At 35.3% G+C, this 21,196-nt stretch carries 21 protein-coding genes; 4 read left to right on the top strand and 17 right to left on the bottom strand.

Going from position 1 to position 21,196, the window contains the following annotated elements:
- Positions 1–2: 2 nt before the first annotated feature.
- From RNZ46_RS00355 to RNZ46_RS00340, 4 genes are all read right to left on the bottom strand, one after another.
- Positions 3–686 (bottom strand): SDR family NAD(P)-dependent oxidoreductase, encoded by a 684-nt coding sequence (locus RNZ46_RS00355; protein WP_316983414.1) that lies wholly within the window; start codon positions 684–686, stop codon positions 3–5.
- A 24-nt stretch (positions 687–710) separates the two neighbouring features.
- Positions 711–926 carry a hypothetical protein gene (locus RNZ46_RS00350; protein WP_316983413.1) on the bottom strand — a complete coding sequence of 72 codons (216 nt, stop codon included), beginning with the start codon at positions 924–926 and terminating at the stop codon, positions 711–713.
- A gap of 169 nt (positions 927–1,095) precedes the next feature.
- Positions 1,096–1,320 (bottom strand): hypothetical protein, encoded by a 225-nt coding sequence (locus RNZ46_RS00345; RefSeq protein WP_311938975.1) that lies wholly within the window; start codon positions 1,318–1,320, stop codon positions 1,096–1,098.
- A gap of 146 nt (positions 1,321–1,466) precedes the next feature.
- The gene (locus tag RNZ46_RS00340) at positions 1,467–2,891 is read right to left on the bottom strand and encodes an SDR family oxidoreductase (RefSeq protein ID WP_316983412.1); all 1,425 of its coding nucleotides are present in this window, start codon (positions 2,889–2,891) and stop codon (positions 1,467–1,469) included.
- A 286-nt stretch (positions 2,892–3,177) separates the two neighbouring features.
- Between RNZ46_RS00340 and RNZ46_RS00335 the strand changes: the two genes are divergently transcribed.
- Positions 3,178–4,023 (top strand): DUF2911 domain-containing protein, encoded by an 846-nt coding sequence (locus RNZ46_RS00335; RefSeq protein ID WP_316983411.1) that lies wholly within the window; start codon positions 3,178–3,180, stop codon positions 4,021–4,023.
- A 283-nt stretch (positions 4,024–4,306) separates the two neighbouring features.
- On the opposite strand, the gene RNZ46_RS00330 is transcribed toward RNZ46_RS00335, so the two are convergent.
- From RNZ46_RS00330 to RNZ46_RS00270, 13 genes are all read right to left on the bottom strand, one after another.
- Positions 4,307–5,296, bottom strand: coding sequence for a Gfo/Idh/MocA family protein (locus RNZ46_RS00330; RefSeq protein WP_316983410.1), 990 nt, complete (start codon positions 5,294–5,296; stop codon positions 4,307–4,309).
- Positions 5,274–7,091 (bottom strand): sodium:solute symporter family protein, encoded by a 1,818-nt coding sequence (locus RNZ46_RS00325; RefSeq protein ID WP_316983409.1) that lies wholly within the window; start codon positions 7,089–7,091, stop codon positions 5,274–5,276. The genes RNZ46_RS00330 and RNZ46_RS00325 overlap by 23 nt, the downstream gene beginning before the upstream one ends.
- A 114-nt stretch (positions 7,092–7,205) precedes the next feature.
- Positions 7,206–9,731, bottom strand: a complete 2,526-nt coding sequence (locus RNZ46_RS00320) for a PIG-L family deacetylase (protein ID WP_316983408.1) — start codon at positions 9,729–9,731, stop codon at positions 7,206–7,208.
- Between the two features lie 83 nt (positions 9,732–9,814).
- Complete coding sequence (gene corA, locus RNZ46_RS00315; RefSeq protein WP_316983407.1) at positions 9,815–10,882, bottom strand: magnesium/cobalt transporter CorA; 1,068 nt, start codon at positions 10,880–10,882, stop codon at positions 9,815–9,817.
- Positions 10,883–10,914: 32 nt separating this feature from the next.
- A complete protein-coding gene (locus RNZ46_RS00310) occupies positions 10,915–11,460 on the bottom strand; it encodes a mechanosensitive ion channel domain-containing protein (protein ID WP_316983406.1) in 546 nt (181 codons plus the stop codon).
- Positions 11,461–11,516: 56 nt separating this feature from the next.
- A complete protein-coding gene (locus tag RNZ46_RS00305; protein WP_316983405.1) occupies positions 11,517–12,458 on the bottom strand; it encodes a septum formation inhibitor Maf in 942 nt (313 codons plus the stop codon).
- Between the two features lie 31 nt (positions 12,459–12,489).
- A complete protein-coding gene (locus RNZ46_RS00300) occupies positions 12,490–13,083 on the bottom strand; it encodes a Maf-like protein (RefSeq protein ID WP_316983404.1) in 594 nt (197 codons plus the stop codon).
- Position 13,084: 1 nt separating this feature from the next.
- A complete protein-coding gene (locus RNZ46_RS00295; protein WP_316983403.1) occupies positions 13,085–13,657 on the bottom strand; it encodes a helix-turn-helix domain-containing protein in 573 nt (190 codons plus the stop codon).
- A 119-nt stretch (positions 13,658–13,776) separates the two neighbouring features.
- Positions 13,777–14,682: a geranylgeranylglycerol-phosphate geranylgeranyltransferase gene (locus tag RNZ46_RS00290; RefSeq protein WP_316983402.1), complete on the bottom strand. Its 906-nt coding sequence runs from the start codon at positions 14,680–14,682 to the stop codon at positions 13,777–13,779.
- Between the two features lie 8 nt (positions 14,683–14,690).
- Entirely contained in the window at positions 14,691–15,023 is a 333-nt protein-coding gene (locus RNZ46_RS00285; protein ID WP_316983401.1) for a hypothetical protein, read from the bottom strand.
- Positions 15,024–15,026: 3 nt separating this feature from the next.
- A complete protein-coding gene (locus RNZ46_RS00280; protein WP_316983400.1) occupies positions 15,027–15,557 on the bottom strand; it encodes a KdsC family phosphatase in 531 nt (176 codons plus the stop codon).
- Positions 15,538–16,350: a Rossmann-like and DUF2520 domain-containing protein gene (locus RNZ46_RS00275; RefSeq protein WP_316983399.1), complete on the bottom strand. Its 813-nt coding sequence runs from the start codon at positions 16,348–16,350 to the stop codon at positions 15,538–15,540. The genes RNZ46_RS00280 and RNZ46_RS00275 overlap by 20 nt, the downstream gene beginning before the upstream one ends.
- A gap of 19 nt (positions 16,351–16,369) precedes the next feature.
- On the bottom strand, positions 16,370–16,957 hold the full coding sequence (locus tag RNZ46_RS00270; RefSeq protein WP_316983398.1) for a Crp/Fnr family transcriptional regulator: 588 nt from the start codon (positions 16,955–16,957) through the stop codon (positions 16,370–16,372).
- 75 nt (positions 16,958–17,032) lie between these two features.
- Between RNZ46_RS00270 and RNZ46_RS00265 the strand changes: the two genes are divergently transcribed.
- The 3 genes from RNZ46_RS00265 (at position 17,033) to RNZ46_RS00255 (ending at position 21,059) form a co-directional block, all read left to right on the top strand.
- Positions 17,033–17,326 carry a hypothetical protein gene (locus tag RNZ46_RS00265; RefSeq protein WP_316983397.1) on the top strand — a complete coding sequence of 98 codons (294 nt, stop codon included), beginning with the start codon at positions 17,033–17,035 and terminating at the stop codon, positions 17,324–17,326.
- A 7-nt stretch (positions 17,327–17,333) separates the two neighbouring features.
- Positions 17,334–17,738: a group III truncated hemoglobin gene (locus tag RNZ46_RS00260; protein WP_316983396.1), complete on the top strand. Its 405-nt coding sequence runs from the start codon at positions 17,334–17,336 to the stop codon at positions 17,736–17,738.
- Between the two features lie 126 nt (positions 17,739–17,864).
- The gene (locus RNZ46_RS00255) at positions 17,865–21,059 is read left to right on the top strand and encodes a cytochrome c biogenesis protein CcsA (protein ID WP_316983395.1); all 3,195 of its coding nucleotides are present in this window, start codon (positions 17,865–17,867) and stop codon (positions 21,057–21,059) included.
- Positions 21,060–21,196 lie beyond the last annotated feature (137 nt).

The raw sequence follows: 21,196 nt of genomic DNA, 5'->3' as shown, positions 1-21,196 counted from the left end.
AGCTATATTTTAAAACTTACAATACCACAATCCATTTGAAAAGTCTGTCCGGACAACGAAGCTGCTTTATCCGACATTAAAAAAGCTGCCATATCTGCGACCTCTTCAGGGTTTAAAAACTTTTTAAGCGGATGTCTTTCCGTAATATTATCAACCATTTTTTCGTTTCGCAATAGTTTGGAGGCGAGTTGCGTATTAGTGACAGTTGGCGCAATGGCGTTAATGCGAATAGTTGGTGCGAGTTCTGCGCCTAACGATTTTACCAAACCTTCAACCCCAGATTTTGCGGTGGCAATACTCGCATGAAACGGCATGCCCAATTTTGCCGCCACAGTACTAAAAAGCAGAATAGCGGGTTTGTTGCCTTTTTTTAGGATGGGTAAAAAATGTTGAATGGATTTTACGGCACCCAAAACATTGATTTCAAAATCGTTTTTAAAATCGGTAATGCTAAGGCGCGAAATGGGTTTTAAATTGTTGCTTCCGGGGCAATATATAAGGCCGTCGGCATGTTGAATTTCTGGTAAATTATCTGTTGTGATGTCGCAGGTGTGGTGGGCTAAATTAGCATGCTCGAAGTTTGGAGCGGTTCTGCTAATGTTTACGACTTTACTGGAGTTGACTAATGTGTTTATAATGGCATTTCCAATGCCCTTACTTCCACCTATAACAATAATTGTTTTCATAATGGTTTCAGGGCATCTTTTGTTTTATGGCCTGCCCTTGAGCCTTTTTTCGATTTTTTGTTTAATAACCGTTAGGCGTTTCATTAAATCCATTATTTCAGGATCTTTATTTTCTTTATAAACGGCGTTTAAACTTAATATTAAATCTTTAACCTCTCTAGACGATTCAATACGCTCACTGGTAGTTTTAAAAGTGTGTTTGCGTTGCTCGAACTCTAAAGCTTTATCAATAATCTCCATATTTTTTAATCTTTTATCTTGAATTATATAGGTGTGAAATTGTGATAGAATTTCACAATTCGACAATATAATAAAATCTGAGTCATTTCTGATTTTTAGAGAGAAATATTATCTAAAATTTAATATTTTTTACTCAAAACGGTTTCTAAAATCATTAATGATTAAAAAATTAGGCGGTTAATGGCGCTCCTTTTAAGCGCTTTTCTACTTTTCGTTTAATAGCCGTTAAGCGTTTCATGATGTCCATGATTTTTTCGTCCTTCTTTATTTTATATACTTGGTTTAAGTCTAAAATTAACGCTTTTGCTTCTCTTGAAATTTTAACTCTATCGCTCGTTGATAGCGATCTCATTTTACGTTGTTCAAACTCTAGTGCTCTATTGATTAAATCCATAATTCTTGTCTTTAAATTGTTTAATTGTTAAAATAGTATGGCATATTTCAACCAGTTTTAACGATATATTACAAATATAAAAAAACGTTTAACGTATTTTTTTAAAAATTAAACAGAAATATTTATTAAGCTATAAGAAAAACTTATTATGCTTCAGAGAGCTTATTTATCATGCCTTTAAAAATAAATCCGTGAAACGGAAGTACGCTATACCAATACAATCGCCCCCAAATACCACGGGGTCTAAACGTGGCGGTTTGTTTTAAAATATGGTCTTCAATTTTAAACTCCAACCATGCTTCACCGGGTAATCGCATTTCGGCGTAAAGCAATAATTTTTGTTGAGGCTTATCAGCAAAAATAACCCGCCAAAAATCTAGGGCGTCGCCCGCATGTATTTCGGTGGGGTTTGTACGGCCCCTGCGTAACCCGATACCACCAAAAGCTTTATCAATATAACCTCGAATGCGCCATAAAAACGAGCCATAATACCACCCATTTTTACCACCAATGGCCCAAATTTTATCTATGGTTTTTTCGGGATTCTTTACGGGACGTTCTTTATAATCTTTAAAGCAGCCATACTTGGGCACATTAACGTATTTATGCAAATTGTTCCGCAATCTGCCGCTGCTTACCATGGAGTCCTTCCAACTGGAAATGATACTATTTTGCTCAATTTTTTCGAATGCCAGTGAAACCGCTTGCTTATAAGTCAAAGGATTAACCTTTAATATTTCATTGATATTACTGGGTTTTCCAATAATTTGAACCCCCATACTGTCTACCAACGAGGTGGCTAATTTATAAGAGGTTGATGTGACAAAATACAACCAATACGAGGATAACTTTGGTGTCATTACCGGAACCGTTAAAATGTATCGTTTTAGATTTCGAACTTCGGCAAACTGAAGCAGTAGCTGCTTATAAGTTAAAATTTCAGGGCCAAAAACATCGTAGGTTTTGTTGTATAGTTTCGTTTGTCCCACAGCATTACTTAAAAAAGCCAATACATCGCGAACCGCCAATGGTTGGGTTTTGGTGTTTAGCCATTTTGGAGCTATCATAAAAGGAAGTTTCTCAACCAAATCTCGAATAATTTCAAAAGACGAGCTTCCTGAACCCACAATTATTCCTGCCTTAAAAATGGTTGTGGCGTAGTGGTTTGATGCTAGAACCTGTTCAACGTTTTGTCTAGAACGCAAATGTTTCGAGAGTTCTTCTTCATTGGTTATGCCACTTAAATAAATCACCTGTTTTACTTTCGTGGTTTCTAAAATGGTTTTAAAATTTTTGGCACATTTTTCTTCAAGCGATTCAAAATCTTTGGAAGAATTGGACATCGAGTGGATTAAATAATAAGCCACATCAATATCTTTAGGAATGGTTTTGAGTGTTTCAGGCTTTAAAAAATCGGCTTCAACAATTTCTATTTGCGCTTCGTTTTTATAACTTTCGTCGGTACGAAGTTTGTCTCTTACGCAACAAATAACTTGGTGCCCTTCATTGATTAACAATGGTATAAGCCGTTTTCCAATATAACCGGTTGCTCCTGTAACGAGAATTTTCATTTGTGTTGTTTTGATATCAATTCCATGAATTTGAGTTTAGTAAAATGTTAATACGAAACATCGCTATTTTACCTAAAAGTTTTAAATTCATTAAAATGATTGACGACAAATATATAAAAATGTTTAATTAAAACATTAAAATGTTAAACAAAAATTTTGATTTTTTTGGATGCTGAAGATTAGATAAGTAAAATTTTTTTAAGCTTTTGTTAACAATAAAAAGGTTTGTATTGCTTAATTTTATAGGATTGCAAATGACTATTTAAATAACTAATAAAAACTAAAAATGAAAAAACTACTATTGATTTTATTGGCTTTTACCATGTCTTATTCGGTAAACGCGCAAATTGAAACACCACAACCAAGTCCATCATCAAAAGTGGAGCAAATGGTTGGGTTAACGACCGTAAACTTAGACTATTCGCGCCCTGGCGTTAAAGGAAGAACCGTTTTTGGCGATTTAGTGCCTTACGGAAAAGTGTGGCGTACGGGTGCCAATGCAAGAACAAAAATTACGTTTAGTGAAGATGTTGCTGTTGATGGACAAGCGCTTAAAGCGGGATCTTATGCGATTTTTACAATTCCTCAAGCAGATGCTTGGGATGTTGTTTTTTACACCGATTATAAAGGCGGCGGCGCACCTGCTGAGTTAGATGAAAGTAAAGTTGCTGCTAGGGTAACTGCTAAAGTACACCCTATTCCTTTTAATGTTGAAACGTTTACTATGGATATTAATAACATAACCAATAGCAGTGCAACCTTAGAATTTATTTGGGAAAAAACCTATGTAGCCGTTCCGTTTACAGTGCCAACGGATAAAGCTGTTTCTGCGGCTATCGAAAAGACCTTAAATGGTCCAGGGTTTAACGATTATTATGCGGCTGCAACCTATTATTTAAGCGAAGGAAAAGATATTGCTAAGGCTAAAGAGTGGATTGATAAAGCCATGAGCATGACCGATAACCCTCGTTTTTGGCAGTTGAGACAAAAATCTTTAATATACGCCAAAGCAGGCGATAAGGCAGGTGCTATCGCAGCGGCTAAAAAATCTTTGGCTGCGGCACAAAAGGCTGGAAATGCCGATTATGTAAAAATGAATAAAGACTCACTTGCCGAATGGGGTGCCATGTAAATGAGACTTATTAAAGTTATTGACTTTCAAGAAAATTTCAAAGCGCAACGGTTTAAGGTTGCGCTTTTTTATGTTATTGAGTCACTTCGAGTGATTTCGATTTTTTCATCGAAATTGTATCGAGAAGTTGGGCGTTTTAACACGCTTTCACTACTCGCTCCTCCTGCGTCGGGAGCTCAAACAGACCGTTCAATCGTTAACGCGCTTATTTGCTAAAGTTGTTTTTCTATTTCTAGTAGTTGTCCTCGAGTAATCTAATAAGAAAAATTTTACAATCATAGATTTAATAATGCAATCCAATTGTCCTTCTAACGTCATCCAAAGTTTCAATAAGTTGTTTGCTAAAATCAAACGTCATGATGTCGCTTTCCGTTTTTTCGGCTCTTAATAAATTATTGAAGTGCTCGATCTCGTGATTATACCCAATGGTTTTATAATTAAAATCGATGGTTTTTTCCTTGCCGTTTATGTCGGTTATACTAACTGTAGTTGGACCGTGGAATCTAGAATTGATTTTAATCGTTCCGTTTTCGCAATAAAAAATGGCTTCGGTGGGTGTGTTTTCTAAAAAAGAGCTTTTTAAAATGGCTGTAACATTTTTATCGTAATCAAACACCATGTCACAGCTAGAGTCAACTCGGGTATCAGTAAAAGTTGCCTCTGCTTTTATGTTTTTTGGTTTTCCTAAAGTAGAGAGTGCCGCAAAAATAGGGTAGATGCCAATATCCAATAAACTGCCACCGCCCAATGATTTTTTCCAAACTCGGGAGGTTTTAGCATGCTCGGATTTAAAGCCAAAATCGGCTTCTAACTTTAAAATATTTCCATACGTTTTGTTGGCTAGTTCATTCAATACAAATTGATAATGCGGTAAAAAATATGTCCAAAGCGCCTCCATTAAAAGTACATTTTTCTCTTTGGCTTTCGCTATCATGTGTTCCACTTCCTCGGCATGCATCGCTAAAGGTTTTTCACATAAAACAGCAATTCCGTTTTCTAGACACAATAGTGTATTTTCTTTGTGAAAAACGTGTGGCGTCGCGATGTAAATAGCATCAATATTTGGGTTTTTTGCTAAAGCTTCGTAACTGCCATAGGCTATATTGGCTTGGTATTTATGGGCAAATTCGGTTGCTTTTTCCAACGATCGGGATGCCACCCCGTAAAGTTTGGCGTTTTCAACAGTTAACAAATCCTGGGCAAATTTATTGGCAATATTGCCTAAGCCAATAATGCCCCAATTAATGGTTTTATTTGATGTTGATTTTTTCATTGTTCTTTTGTAAAAGTTGAATTGAAACAGCAACTAAAACCACTAAAACACAACCAAATAAGTTGAGCCATAAATAAGGCATCCAATCGAGCCACCAACCAATTATAACGATAGCCTGTGTTATTAATGCTGCCGTAAAAACGGCATTGGCTTTAATGAATTTAAAGAAAAACGCGAGTAGAAAAATACCCAAAACATTGCCGTAAAATATAGACCCGATAATGTTTACAAGTTGTATTAAGTTTTCGGCAAGATTTGCAAAACATGCAATGATTATGGCCACGATTCCCCAAAGTAAAGTGAAAAGTTTGGTGATTTTAACCATGTGCTTTTCATCCTTTTCTTCTTTTAGATTTCTACCGTATAAATCGATGGAGGTAATGGTTGCCAAAGCATTTATTTCGGATGCGGTTGATGACATGGCTGCCGAAAGTATAACCGCCAACAATAAGCCAATTAACCCTTTCGGTAAATATTTAAGGATAAAAGTAATGAACATATAATCCCTGTCGTTGGTTTGGGTGTCTTTTGCAGATTCTTTATACCACGTACTTAATTCCTCTTTTTTCGCTTTGTAGGCTGCGCTGTTTTTTTTGTTATCCAGGGCTAGTAACTCGGTATTTAGCTTGTCGTACTTGTTAGCATAAGCCGTATCGATGGCGCGTTTTATCAAATATTTCGACTCTAAACGATGTGTTTTTTCAATACTATCCATAACGAATAAATCTTGTCGTAATTTGTCATCATCGTGTTTTGAAAGCTGAATACTCAACGCTTTCTTTTCATTGAAAAGTGTATTTTGCCTTTGCTGAAGATTTTGATATTGTTCCGCATATTCCGAAGTTAAAACTTTTTCAGTTGAAGAATCTATAAAATTTAAAGGCGCCGGATTGAATTGATAAAATACAAATACCATAACGCCCACCAATAAAATGAAGAATTGCATCGGCACTTTTAATAGTCCATTAAATATTAATCCCATTTGCATTTCTTTCATCGATTTAGCCGAAAGATAACGTTGCACCTGACTTTGGTCTGTTCCAAAATACGCCAATGCTAAAAAAGTTCCACCAATTAATCCGGACCAAACAGTGTATCTGTTTTCTAAATCGAAGGAGAAATCTAAAACTTCCATGCGACCGCTTGCTCCCGCAATATCGAGTGCTTTGGTGAACGAAACATCGTCTGGAATTAAATTTAAAATGATGAACAATGCCGCAAGCATACCCGCAAAAATGACAAACATTTGCTGTTTTTGGGTAACCGTAACCGCTTTTGTGCCACCGGAAACCGTATAAATAATAACCAAAGCCCCAATGGCAATATTAAGATAGGTGATGTTCCAACCTAAAACTACCGACAAAATAATGGCGGGTGCAAAAATGGTAATACCAGCGGCTAAACCCCGTTGGATTAAAAACAGAATAGCGGTGAGGCTTCTGGTTTTTAAATCAAATCTATTTTCTAAAAACTCGTAAGCGGTGTAAACTTTTAAGCGATGGTAAAGCGGAATAAAAACCAAACATATGATAACCATGGCAATAGGCAAACCAAAGTAAAATTGCACAAAGCCCATCCCATCTGAAAACGCTTGACCCGTTGTAGATAAAAAGGTAATAGCACTGGCTTGAGTTGCCATTACCGATAAACCAATGGTCCACCATTTTGTTGAATTTCCGCCTTTTATATAGTCTTGCGCACTTTCTCTACCTCTGGTTTTCCATGTGCCATAACCTACAATGGTACATAGTGTAACAGCTAAAACAACCCAATCAATCCAATTTAATGTTTGCATATTAAAACGCTTGCATGATTAAATAAAACACTAAAATATATATGGCATTGGCAATTAAAACTATAGAATAAAGTTTAAGCCAAGGTTGTTTTTCTGGTTGGTCTTCTGTCATATTTAATCGTTTAGTTTAGCTTCTAATTTTAAATCTTCTTTACCGATAGAAAGCATATTGGCAAATAATCGGTAGGCACCGGAAACACCTTCGGGGAATTCCCTAAAAAAGCTTAATCCCGTGTATATATAATGGCCTTTACCGTATTTGGCAACTAATAAACTACCTTCTTTAGGCGTTTCATTTTTATCGTTCATGGAAAGGATAGGCGTAAACTCGTTTGACCATTCACCGGGAAAATATAAACCGCGCTCTTGCGTCCAGCCTTCAAAATCTTTTTGAGTGATTTTATTGGGATAGTTAAGGATGGGGTGATCAGGATTTATAAATCGGACTTCGGCATTTTCGTTAGTGACGCGGTCTCTTGATAATTGTAATTCGTAAGGTGCCAATTGGTCAACTTTTATACCGCGACTGGTGTTGTACTGTACAATCATATTGCCGCCATTTTTAACAAAATCGAATAATTGTTGTTGCTTAAATTGCAAGTCGTCCAGTACATTATATGCCCGAATACCAACTACAATAGCATCAAACCTACTAAGGGTTTCGGCATTAATATCTTCTGGTTTTATGGTTAAAACATTGTATCCGATTTGCTGTAAACTCTCGGGCACCACATCGCCGGCACCTTGAATATAGCCAATGTTTTCGCCTTTCTTTTTTATATTTAAGCGAACAATTTTGCTTTCGCTAGGCAACAAAACGGTTTGAAAAGGAATATGATCGTAAGCTATTTCGATAAGTTCTTTGGTGTATAAATTATTGTTGATTGTAACTATTGGACTAATGTAGCCTTCGCTTTCGTTTTTAGGGGGAATAATGGTAAAAACAAGAGTTTGTTCCTCGCCTTTATGCTTTATGCTAACTTTTTGATTTTTAGGATAAATACTCCAATCAGTTGGGTGACAAACTTCAACTGAGCCCTCAAGATTGTCTCTTCCCGCTTTTACAACCACAGTAACATCACGTTGTTTATCATTGTCCAAAATGATGACTTTTTCCGAAATTTTAGCCGAGGCTTCAGGAATGACTTCAAAAGGTTTGTATAATTCGCCTTTTTCAGGTTTTGAATACCGGTGGATTATTGGTTTCGTGATGGTTAAAGGCATATTGTTAATCATAAGATTAAAGTCAACATTATAAATTCGAGGTGTTTCGGGCAAGCCTATTAATTTGCTGTCGGTTACTTTGTACATGCCCAAAGTTCCTTTTTCACTTAACCAATACGGCGTTGTAGGATTCTCATCTGAATTGATTTTTATAACTTCATTAAAATTGTATTTCACATTGCTTTTTAAAGCGATATTTTTTGAAATATTTAAATCGTTTGAATTGTTTAAACTCACCAAATTTATGGGAAGATTGCTGCGGTTTAACACTTCAATATTTAAGTTGATTTTTTCGTTTGGTGTAGCCCAATTAGTATTGGCAGAAACCTCTAAATACAAACCTGCGCACATTTCAATAATAGCTTTTAACTCTTTTGATTTTTGAGTTTTCCAATGTTTGTCTTCAATATTTTGAAGCAGTTTATAGGCTTCAAGCAATTGCGGAATATGCTGCGATGGGTTAATGAAATTGAAGTTTTTTTCAACCTTATATAAAATATCACCAATGGCTTTTCCGCCTTTTACACGATTCCACGATGTGTCGATACCAGCAAAAATATTTTCATCATCGGTTAAAGGTTCGCCTTTTAAAAATTCGATATATTCTTCTTGCGAGCCCCGTTGGGATAAACGCCCAAAACCTTGGCATAAATGCTGGCTACTCGCCAAAGCGGCAACTTCGTTATTCGATAAACCCTTAAGTGGATAGTAGGTGCCAACATCAACACTAATCATATTACTTTTATCAATTTTATCGAATGCTTCCCTGCTGCCATAGCGCCACCAACTTGTGTTGTAAAACAAACGCTTTGGTTGCCAGACGCTAGCGTTTTTTAGTAAATCAGAAAATGCAGATTTATCGTTTGCAAGATCAAAAGCCTCCATACTGAGTAGGGCAGAACTGGTGTGATGCCCATGCGTTGTACCCGGAGTTCGGTGATCAAATCTGTTGATAATAATGTCTGGTTTAAATTGACGAATAGCCAAAACCACATCGCTTAAAACCTCGTTTTTGTCCCAAATGGATAAAGTTTCTTCCGGGTCTTTGGAGTACCCAAAATCGTTGGCTCTAGTAAAAAACTGTTCGCCGCCATCAATTCGTCTTGCTGCCAATAATTCCTGGGTTCGTATAACGCCTAAAAGTTCTCTAAGTTCTGGACCAATAAGGTTTTGCCCGCCATCGCCACGTGTTAACGATAAATAGCCTGTTCGCGCTTTTACATGGTTAGACATGTATGAAATAAGGCGTGTATTTTCATCATCCGGATGTGCCGCTACATATAAAACAGTGCCTAAAAAATTGAGTTTTTGAATAGATTGGTATATCTCTGAAGAGGAAGGGGTTTTGGGTTTTTGAGCATGTAAAAACGTGCAGGAAATAAATATTATAAATATAGAAAATAGGTTTTTTCGCATGATTATTTTGTTAGCTAAAAACCAAATATAACAAAGTATAACAGCCGAAGTGTAGCTTTTAATGTTTCTTTAACTTAAATTTATTACAACCACTTTTTCCGTTTGAAGTAAAAAAGCATCCCAATAAAAAGCACAATCATGACGCCCCACAAAATAAAATAGGCGTATTTGTATTGCAGTTCCGGAATGTACTCGAAATTCATCCCGTAAATTCCGGCAATAAAGGTAAGCGGAATAAAAATGGACGCCATTATGGTAAGCACTTTCATCACTTCGTTCATTTTATTGCTAATGGAAGTCATGTACATATCCATTAAACTCCAAATCATTTCGCGATAAATATCAATGTTTTCAGACACATGAATCAAATGGTCGTAAATGTCTCTATAATAAGTAATGGTCTTTTTATTAATAAGCGGGCTTTCATTTTTTTCGATGCGACTTATAACTTCGCGCAGCGGAAAAATAGCCCGACGAACTTTTAGTATTTCACGTTTTAAGTCCTGGATTTTTTGGCTGATTTCACCGTCGACATCACCAGCAAAAATAGCGGTTTCAAAATCTTCAATTTTATCGCCTAAAATTTCTATAACACTAAAATAATGGTCTACAATAGCATCGATGAGCACGTAAAGTAAATAGTCTGATTTCAGGGTGCGCACACGACCTTTGGCGTGTCTTAGGCGGTCTCTTACGGCATCAAAAACATCACCTTCGGATTCTTGGAAGGATAGCACATAATTTTTTCCTAGAATAAAACTTACTTGCTCTGAAACGATATGCTGATTATCATCGTAATAAAGCATTTTCAATACGATAAATAGATAATCTTCGTGATCATCAATTTTCGGGCGTTGGGAAATATTCACAACATCTTCTAAAACCAATGGGTGAATATCGTAATGATTTCCTAAGGCTTCAATCTGGTCTACATGGTTTAAGCCGTTTAAATTTATCCAAGTTACAGAATCGGTGTTCTTGTATTCAAAACTTTCTTCAATGGTTTGCAGTTCTTTTTCAACACAAAACTCTTTGGTATAATCAAAAGTCTCAATAAATAGTTTTTCTTTAGAGCGTTCACCCGTATAAATAAGGCTGCCCGGGATTTGGCCTATTTTCTTTTTAGAATGATATATTCTCTTTTTTGGCATAATTGAAATATATATTTTTAAAATAGGGAATTTTACACAGTATCGACACCGTCATCTTGATCGACGTTGTCAATGGCGTCTTTTTGAATAAGCGTTACGGCTTTTTGAAGCATAAGATTATTGGGATAGGTTACCAAATCGCCATCATCCAAACGCAAATGCAGTTGAAACGCTCTGATATCTTCTATAATGGCTTTAATGGGAAAATCTTTGTCGTGAATTTCTATTTTATCTCCCACTTTATAAGGAAAATTGAAAAACATAATAATTCCCGAGGTAACATTGCTTAATATAGACCAGATAGCAAATAAGGCTATACCGATTATGGCAAATACCGATGAAAAAATAAGGGCTAAATCCTCAAATTTTGCACCAAATACAAAAGCTTCAACAAGTAGGGCCAATAATAGCAATGCCACAGTTATGTAACGGCGTATAAGCCTTATTCGTGCTTCGTTAATACCGTTTTTGCGGGCAACTTTAGTAATGGTATAATGTGTTATGGCTCTAATAATTAATAGTGATATTATAAAAACACCTGTTGTTATTAATTGGCCTTGCAGTATCTCAGAAAACATCTTTAATGGTTTGGGTTTAACAATGGGCTAAATATACATTACAAATTAATACCACTTTAATTTAATTGAAGCGTATCTCTAAGCACTTCATCTGTATTGTTGTTTTTGTTCCAATAGGCCGATTTTATGGTGTTTAGTTTTGTTGCTTTTGTTGTTAGTGTTTTAGCATTGTTACCAAAACCGCTTATAAAGGTTTCTTCCCAACTTAAAATATCATGCGGAAAATTTGGATTAAAATTAATGGCTAATGTTCGATTTAATTCTGGATATTCAATGGAATAGGTACTACCGGTTAAACGGACTTGAGCATTATATGCTTTTATTTCTATATGCTTTAATCGGCTATATTCAAGCGATGGAATAATTTTCAAACTACCAACGGGTAACGATTTAGGGTCGATGCGCAACTGCGTCCAAAGTTCGTTTTCTAAAATCGATTTTTCAAGTTTGAAATTTTTATCACCTTCACTTTCAAAATACGAATAGGCTGAAATTTCAAATTTATTTTTATTGTTTAGCTGCGCGTAAACCTGTCCGCACCATTCTTGAATAGAGCTGGTTAATTTTATGGCGTGTTGATTGTTTGCAACGGGATAAAACGTACTTTGCATGATGGAATACGGATACAAACCCGTATTGAATTTTTTAGTAGCATTTAGTTTTAAAACCGAAATATTATTTGGGTTTTGGTTATCGGCTTTTACCTGTTTGTTGGGTAAAAAATCTTCGGTAACGTAAATTAAAACGGCTTTTCCTTCGCGTATTTCGCCATAACGGGCTTGCTCTAATTGGTACGACGTAATTTCCGCTTTACCGGCGTACCAGTAATCTTTAAATGCTTGCGATGGTTCTTTTACGGATGTGTTTTTAACCGAAACTTCTGCATCAAAATTAGTAGCTAAATTTTGGGTTTCGTTTTTTTTGTTGCAAGCAGAAAATATTAGAAATAACCCCATAACGGGCCAAATAAGAATTTTGACTTTAATAATCTTTTTCATCTGATTAAATTTTAAGTCTAAATTTACAAATTTATGAAGCGTTTACCATATCATTTAACGTTTTATAAACGGCGTGAACGGGCAATCCCATAACATTAAAATATGAGCCTTCAATTTTTGTAACGCCTATTTGACCAATCCAATCCTGTATGCCGTAAGCACCAGCTTTGTCAAAAGGTTTGTAGTTTTTTATGTAGAAATTAATTTCGGCATCAGACAGTTCCTTAAAGGTAACCTTGGTGATGTTATGTATGGTTTTTTCGTAGTTTGAACTTGTGAAACAAACGGATGTAATGACTTCGTGCGTCGTGTTGCTTAAAGCCTTTAAAATTGAGAAAGCTTCACCGTTATTTCTGGGTTTACCCAAAGCTTGGTTGTTGTGCCAAACTATGGTATCGCTGGTAATGAGGATGTCGTTGGTGTTTAATTCTTCTTTAAACGGAAGCGCCTTAAGTTGTGCTAAATAGTTGCAGATTTCGAAATGCGTTAACCGTGGGGGATATTCTTCTTTTATGGGTTTTAATCGAATCTCGAAATCCAATCCTAAATTTTTAAAAAATTCTTGTCGCCTCGGTGAGGCAGATGCCAAAATGATATTGTGATTTTTTAGTTTTTGGTTTAGCATTTTATTTTATCAGTTTAAGTATGGCTTTGCCATAGTATAAAACTCCAACAGAAAGTATTGAGCAAAGATATAGGCCTGTGCGCAAGCCTAGACTAAAACCTTCTTTAAATCCTTGAACTATCAATAATAATCCAATATACACTAATAAACCAATTCCAAATTTCAGCACTCTTTCAAGCGGGGTCATTTTTTGTGTGTATAATACAATGAAAAAAGGCACAAAAAAACTTAATAATAATGCTCCAGTTCGACTATTAATATTTGCATTTGAATCTAAAGTTAAGAAGCCAATTATTGACATAAGAAGTAAATTTAGCAGAATTAGATATACTCCATTAATTATAAAAGACCCAATTGATTCACTTTTGTTTTTTAAAGCTGTTCTGGTAAAACAGTTGCGATCTATTTCAAGTGCGTTACATATTAAATCTAATGTTTTTCCCCTAGGTACGTTTTCATTATTTTCAATTCTTTGAATTGTTCTTAAGTTAACTTTGGATAGTTCAGCTAATTCTTCTTGGTTTAACCCTCTTGACTTTCGAATTTCGATAATTTTAGTTCCTATTGAATTCATAATAAAAATTTTTATCAAAGTTATTATGTAATCATAAGTCTGATAACGGTTTAACGTGGACATTTTTACGACATTTTATATTGTCGTTTTAATGTCAAGAAGTTTCTGTTTTTTTAAATTTAGGTAAACTTATATAAAAGTAAAGAAAGCATCCCAAATAACATGACCAATTTTAAAACATTGCTAATATGATGATATTCCTTTTTGGTTTTGGCATTAAACGATTTGATACTGATATAAACCAAAGGACCAATAATAAACACCAAAAAATAGACCACCGCTATTTGGTTTTTGTACAACGAATTAATGGTGTAATACGCCACAGCAAATAACGGAAAAAGCGATAAAACAAAAAGGATGTTGCCCGCCCGTTCTCGCCCAATAACAATGGGTAGCGTACGCATGCCAGCTTTATAGTCGCCATCAATATCTTCAATGTCTTTTGCGATTTCGCGAATCAAATTTATAATAAAAGCAAACAGCGCATAGTCTAAAATGATTTTAAAAAAAGTAAAAAGTGTGTGTCGGTTTTCGGTTGTTATTACGGGTAATAATTCAAAAATACCCACAACAACAATGCTTAATGCCACCAGTAACGAAATGATGATGTTACCAATTAAAAGCGTTTGTTTTAAATAGGAAGCATACACATACAGTAAGGCCGAAATAATAACGAATATTGAGAAAAATGCACTTTTGCCAACCGATTGCGATAGGTAATACCCCAAGCCAACACCAATGACGTTTAAGGCTATAAAAAGATTATAAGCCGTTTTTTCTGAAATGGATGTGCCAATAATCAGTTTGTCGGGTTTGTTTACAAAATCGGTTTCAACATCGTAAATATCGTTAATTACATTACCGGCGGCGGCAATACAAATTGTCGCTAAAACCAAAATTGAAATTTGTAATGTGGTTAATCCAAAATCAACGCCAAAAGGTTCTAAAAAAGCGTATTTAATTAATAGTTGCACGAGGGCAATTAGTAATAAGTTTTTCCAACGGATGAGGTTTAAAACGTTCAATATTAATGTTATAAATAAGGGTTGGTTCGGTTGTTAATTGAATATAAAAGATATTCGCGAAAAGTAACGATAATGATAAAAAGAACTAAAATGGTTAAAATTATAGCGTGAATGGATTTTCGTTTTTCTTCTTTTCTGATTTTGTTTTTAATTGTTTCCCTTTCGGCTTTTGATAGTTTTTTATGAGAAAAATTTAGCTGATAATGATTATGGGTTGCTTCATTAAGTTTTTCTTTTAATGCAGAAAACGCTTTATTGGAAGTTTGGTTAAAGACACTTCTGTTGTTTCCAAAACCAATATATCCAAAACCTACGCTATGTCTTCTTTTGTTCCTTGCCAAGACTTAGTCGTATTTTGCACTAAAATTCCCGTTCCATTTCCCTTGAACTTTAAGCACTTGTTCAATAACATCGCGAACCGCACCTTTACCGCCCTTTTTATGCGAAATATATTTTGAAATATTTTTTATTTCAGGTACAGCATCTTGCGGGCAACAGGGCAAACCAATAATTTTCATAACCGGAAAATCCGGGATATCATCGCCCATATACAATACGTTTTCCGATTTAATGCCTTTTTTTTCGAAGTAGTCGTTAAGCTGATCAATTTTATTGTGCGCGCCCAAATAAATGTCTTTTATGCCCAAACCTTTTAAACGAATACGCACCCCTTCGTTTGAGCCTCCCGAAATAATGCAAACGTTAAATCCAGCATCAACAGCGGTTTTAAGTCCATAACCATCTTTTATGTTCATTTTTCTTAACATATCTCCGGTGGTTGTTACGGTTACGGAGCCGTCGGTTAAAACTCCATCAACATCAAAAATAAACGTGGTGATGTGTTCTAAATATTCTTTATAGCTTTTTTCTTCCATTATTGGTGTTTTTATCATTGGTTTGCGCGTTTATTGGAGCACCATGAGTTTGCTGTATTGATTTGGTTAGCAGTTCGTAAATGGCTTTATGCTGTTCGCTTTCTAAAATTTTTAAATGCTTTTTTATGGTTTTTTTGTCGTTGCGTTTTGCAGGACCGGTTTGAGCCATGTATGGCGAAAATTCTTGAACTTTTTTTGCTGTTTCAAGAATTAACGGTTTTAGCAAATCGAATTCGGCACCTTCGCTTTCGGTAATTTCGTGTCCGATTCTATACAATTGATTTGTAAAATTATTTACAAAAACGGCCGCTAAATGCAACACACGACGCTGGTCGCTGTTTACTTTTTTGGTCGGACTGCCTATTGAAATGGCCAATTCTTTTAAAATATGATAATCTTTTTTATCGATGGTTTCAATGCAAATGGGTACGTTTTTAAATTCCATTTCGGCATCTTTACTAAAGGTTTGCAACGGATAAAACACACCGCGTTTTTGCTTTTTGTCAATATCGTAAACACCAACGCTCCCCGAAGTATGAACTACGAGTTTGTTTACAAATGGAAGCTGTTCTGATAGTTCTGCAATGGCATCATCGCTAACGGCAATTATATATATATCGGCATCTTTTAATAGCGATAAATCATCAATAATTTCAACCTTATTTTTATAAGAGCTTATGGCACTTATATGTCTATTATACCATTGTTTTACCATAATATTTTCAGCTTTCGCGAAAGCTTTAAATAGGTGAGTGGCTACATTACCGGCGCCAAGAATTACTACTGAAATCATACTGCTAAAATAGAAATATTTAGATATAAACTTTGCGTTCTTTAATATATAATTTGTTTGATTTTTCTAAATGCTTAATGGCTCTAATTACGGTTTCAACCCGTAAGCCCGTGAGTTCCGAAATTTGTTGGCGCGTTAGTTTAACCTCGTAAATTTCTTCTGGAGATGAGCTTTCCTTAAAGTGATTGAGCAAAGTTAAAATACGATGTTCTGGCGGATAAACCGAAAGTTCCTTCATTATTTTAGCCTTATAAACCATGCGCTTACAAAGCAATTTTGTGAATGTTAAATGAATGTCCGGATGTGTTTTCAGCAAGTCAAAAAAAGTGGCTTTGGGTATTTTGTAAATCACACAATCTGATACACAAAACGCTGTAGCGGGGTATTTGTAATTGCCAAATAATGGCGGCTCTCCAAACGAATTGCCATTACTAAAATAACCCTGTACAAACTCTTTACCATCTTCGGTAATATTGTACATTTTTATATCGCCTTTTTTAATTTGATAATAAAATCTGGCCGTTTCGCCCTCATTAAAAACAATACTGTTTTTGGTATATGTTTTTTTAAGCGCTTTGTAGTTATTAAGAATTTTTAAAGGAATCATATGGTTATGATTTGAATCATAAAAAAACAAAGATATGTTATAGAACTTTGAAGTATTCAAATAAAAAAATATATCATGAATTTTTATGAAAAATCACTGAGTAATTTCAACGAGAATTATATTCTCTATATTCCCTTAAGTATCATATTTCAAAGTTGTGTGGGCTCAATAGCTGCCATGTATATTTTGATTAATAGCACCATTTCAGAATTTTATTTATTGGAATTAACCATATGCGTTATTGTTTCAATGACTTACAATGCAGCAATTATGGCGCATTTAAAACTTAAATGGACATTTAATTTGTTAATTTTATCACTTATTGTCAATATAATTTTAATTGCATTAAATGTAATGCGTTTACAGTAAGTTGTTTATGGGTAAAAAAGATATTAAAACGAGAGATGATGTGTTTTTGTTGGTGTCATCATTCTATAAAAAAGTTAGAAAAGATGCTGTTTTGGGTCCTTTTTTTAATGATATGATTGAAGATTGGGACGAACATTTAGATAAACTTACCACCTTTTGGGAATCGAGTTTGTTTATGACCAGAAAATTGGAAAAGAAATACAGAGGCAATCCTTTAGAAGCCCACGTAAAAGTTGATAGAGCGAATAATAACAGCATTTCAGAATTGCACTTCGGGCTATGGTTAAACTTGTGGTTTCAAACCATTGACGAACTTTTTGAAGGTGATTATGCCGAAAACGCCAAACGACGCGCCCGAAAAATGGGCACATTTTTATACTTAAAAATCTTTGAAGCTAGGCAGCACCAGTAATTGGTTTGTGGTTGGGTTAAAACAGCAAATGAATTTTAACAATTTCTAGTTTAAACTTTCCATTATTAATATATCAAAATCAACTTAAATCATTAAATTTGCACGACCTAAAAAAAGGTAGTTATTATGCAAAATAAACTCGCCAAAATTCTTTTCTCAACGCGACTTACTGCTGTTTTATTTTTAGCCTTTGCGGCGGCCATGGCCATTGGCACATTTTTAGATGCAGGACAAGACACATCGCCAACACCTTACACACGTAATTTAATATACAACACGTGGTGGTTTGAAGCTATAATGGTGTTTTTTGTTATCAATTTTACAGGAAACATCTTTCGTTTCAGACTGTATAAAAAAGAAAAATGGGCCACTTTAATATTACACTTGTCCTTCATTTTTATTTTGTTGGGTGCGTTCGTAACGCGTTACATAAGTTTTGAAGGGATGATGGCCATTCGAGAAGGAGCTACCGAAAATACTTTTTTATCTCAAAAGACATACATTACAACATACATTGATGGCGATTTTGTAGTTAATGGACAAAACCAAAGACGCGTTTTAGAGTCTGAAGTCGATTTTTCCAAACGTTTGGAAAACGAATTTAGGGTGACTACCGATTACAATGGCCAGCCCGTAACCATTGAATTGGAAAAATTTATAGCTGGTGCCGAGGAAGATATAATTCCGGATAAAAACGGAGAGGAATATTTAAAATTAGTGGAAGCTGGCGGTAACGGTTCCCATAATCACTTTTTAAAAGTTGGAGAAGTTGCAAATGTTCACAACATATTAATAGCACTTAACAAGCCTACCAATGGCGCTATAAATATTACCCAAACCAACGATGGTTTAACCATACAATCACCTTTCGAGGGCAGTTACTTAACCATGGCCACTCAAGCCGAAGGTAAAGTGGTAAAAGATAGTGTTCAGCCACTAGTGCTGCGGTCGCTTTATAAAATTGGCAACATGCAAATGGTGTTTCCAAAACCCGTAATTAAAGGTGTTTTTGATGTGGTTCAAAAATCAGAAATACTTAAAAACGATAGCGATGGTGTGGTGCTTAAAGTTACGGCAAATAACGAAACCAAAACTGTTGGATTAATAGGCGGAAAAGGAACTAACAGTGCATTTAAACAAATACAGGTTGGTGGTTTGGATTTTGCTTTTAAATACGGATCAAAGGTATTGGAGCTGCCATTTCATATAAAATTAAACGATTTTGAAGCCGAACGTTATCCCGGAACCGATAATGGATATTCTGCCTTTTCTAGTCAAGTAACGGTTATAGACGAACAACAAGACGATTTTGATTATAAGATATATATGAATCATATTTTAGACCATCGCGGATACCGATTCTTTCAATCTAGTTTTGATCCCGATGAAAAAGGCACCATATTATCTGTAAACCACGATTATTGGGGTACCATGCTTACTTATATCGGATATTTTATGCTTTATTTTGGTATGATGGCTATTTTGTTTGTTAAAGGGTCACGTTTTGGCGATTTAGAAAGACAACTGAACAAAATTAAAGCAAAAAAGGCCAAATTATTACCCATTATATTATTGCTTTTTAGCTTGAATGCTTTTTCGCAACAACATTCTGAAGATGATGGACATAACCACACTAAACCATCAAAAACCCAAATAGATTCTATATTAAAGGCGAATATTACACCTAAAGCGCATGCCGATGAATTTGGGCATTTAGTGATTCAAGACCTTAGCGGACGTATGATGCCCGTTAATACATATGCCTCAGAAATGCTTCGTAAATTAAGTAAAAACAATACCTACGAAGGATTTGATGCCAACCAAGTATTGTTGTCTATACAAGAAAGTCCGTTGCTTTGGTATAATGTGCCTATTATTTATATAAAGCCTAAAAAGGGTGATTCCATCAGGAGTTTATTAGGTATTCAAAAGGAAGAAAAATATGCGACATTAGCCGATTTTTTTACCATGAGAGGCGAGTATAAATTAGCACCTTACCTTGAAGAAGCCTACAAAGCACCGGTACCAAATGGCTATCAAAAAGAATTTAAGGAAACCGATCAGCGGGTGAGTTTGTTGTACAATGCCGTTGAAGGGATGTCCTTGAAAATATTCCCAATTCCAAATGATTATAATAATAAATGGATATCGGCCTACGATTACAGAACCGATAAAGAAATAAACAGTAAAATTGAAGATTCACTTTACGGGAACTTTGTTAAAAACGGATTTAGAGCCTATTTGTTTACACTTAACAAATCGAAACAATCTGGAGATTTCTCTGAGGCTTCAAAACTTTTAGAGGCCTTTAAAAAAACACAACATCAATACGGTGCTGATGTTATGCTGAGCGATAAAAAGATAAATACCGAAGTTTTATACAATAAATACGATATTTTTAAAAGACTTTACAGCTGGTATATGTATGCGGGAACGCTGCTGTTTATAGTCTTAATTGTTCAAATATTTAAAGAAAAAAGCAAAGCTATAAATACAACCGTTAAAGTTTTTAATGCCATAATTATCGGTTTGTTTTTATTGCATACAGCCGGTTTGATTGTACGTTGGTACATTTCTGGGCATGCGCCGTGGAGTGATGCCTACGAGTCGATGATTTATGTGGCTTGGGCTACCATGTTTTTTGGTTTGGCTTTTGGTAGAAAAAGCGATTTAACCATAGCAGCAACAGCTTTTGTAACGGCCATGATTTTAATGATAGCACACTGGAACTGGATGGATCCGGCCATTGCAAACTTACAGCCTGTTTTAAACAGTTATTGGCTCATGATTCATGTGGCGGTAATTGTGGCGAGTTATGGGCCGTTTGCATTGGGTATGATTTTAGGTGTGGTATCGCTTTTATTGATGATTTTTACCACCAAAAACAATAAGCTGAAAATGGATTTAAACATTAAAGAGCTTACCGTAATTAACGAAATGGCTTTAACGGTAGGTTTGGTATTGTTAACCATTGGTAACTTTTTAGGTGGCATGTGGGCCAATGAAAGTTGGGGACGCTATTGGGGTTGGGACCCTAAGGAAACTTGGGCGCTAATTAGTATTATGGTTTATGCTTTTGTAATTCATATGCGATTGGTTCCTGGCTTGCGCGGGCGTTGGTTTTTTAACCTCATGTCGATCGTGGCGTTTTCTAGTATTTTAATGACGTATTTTGGAGTGAATTTCTATTTGGCAGGCTTGCACAGTTATGCCAGTGGCGACCAAATTGTGAGCGTTAAGTTTATTTTAATTGCTTGTGCTATAGTTGCTGTTTTAGGATTTTTCGCTTATCGTGGCTATGCGAAGCATTATAAGAAGTAAATTCCTGGGAAAGCAAGAATCTGTTTGTTTGAAATTTTTGGATGTCCATTCAATATCTTAGTGTATATTTTTAAGGCTTGTATTTTAAAATTTACAAGTTGATTGGGCTTTTTGTTAAGGTTGCTTTTAATCGCTGA

It is taken from the genome of Hwangdonia lutea, assembly GCF_032814565.1.
GTDB lineage: Bacteria > Bacteroidota > Bacteroidia > Flavobacteriales > Flavobacteriaceae > Hwangdonia > Hwangdonia lutea.
The sequence above is the reverse complement of the archived record's forward strand: the minus strand, read 5'-3'. Positions and strand labels throughout refer to the sequence as shown.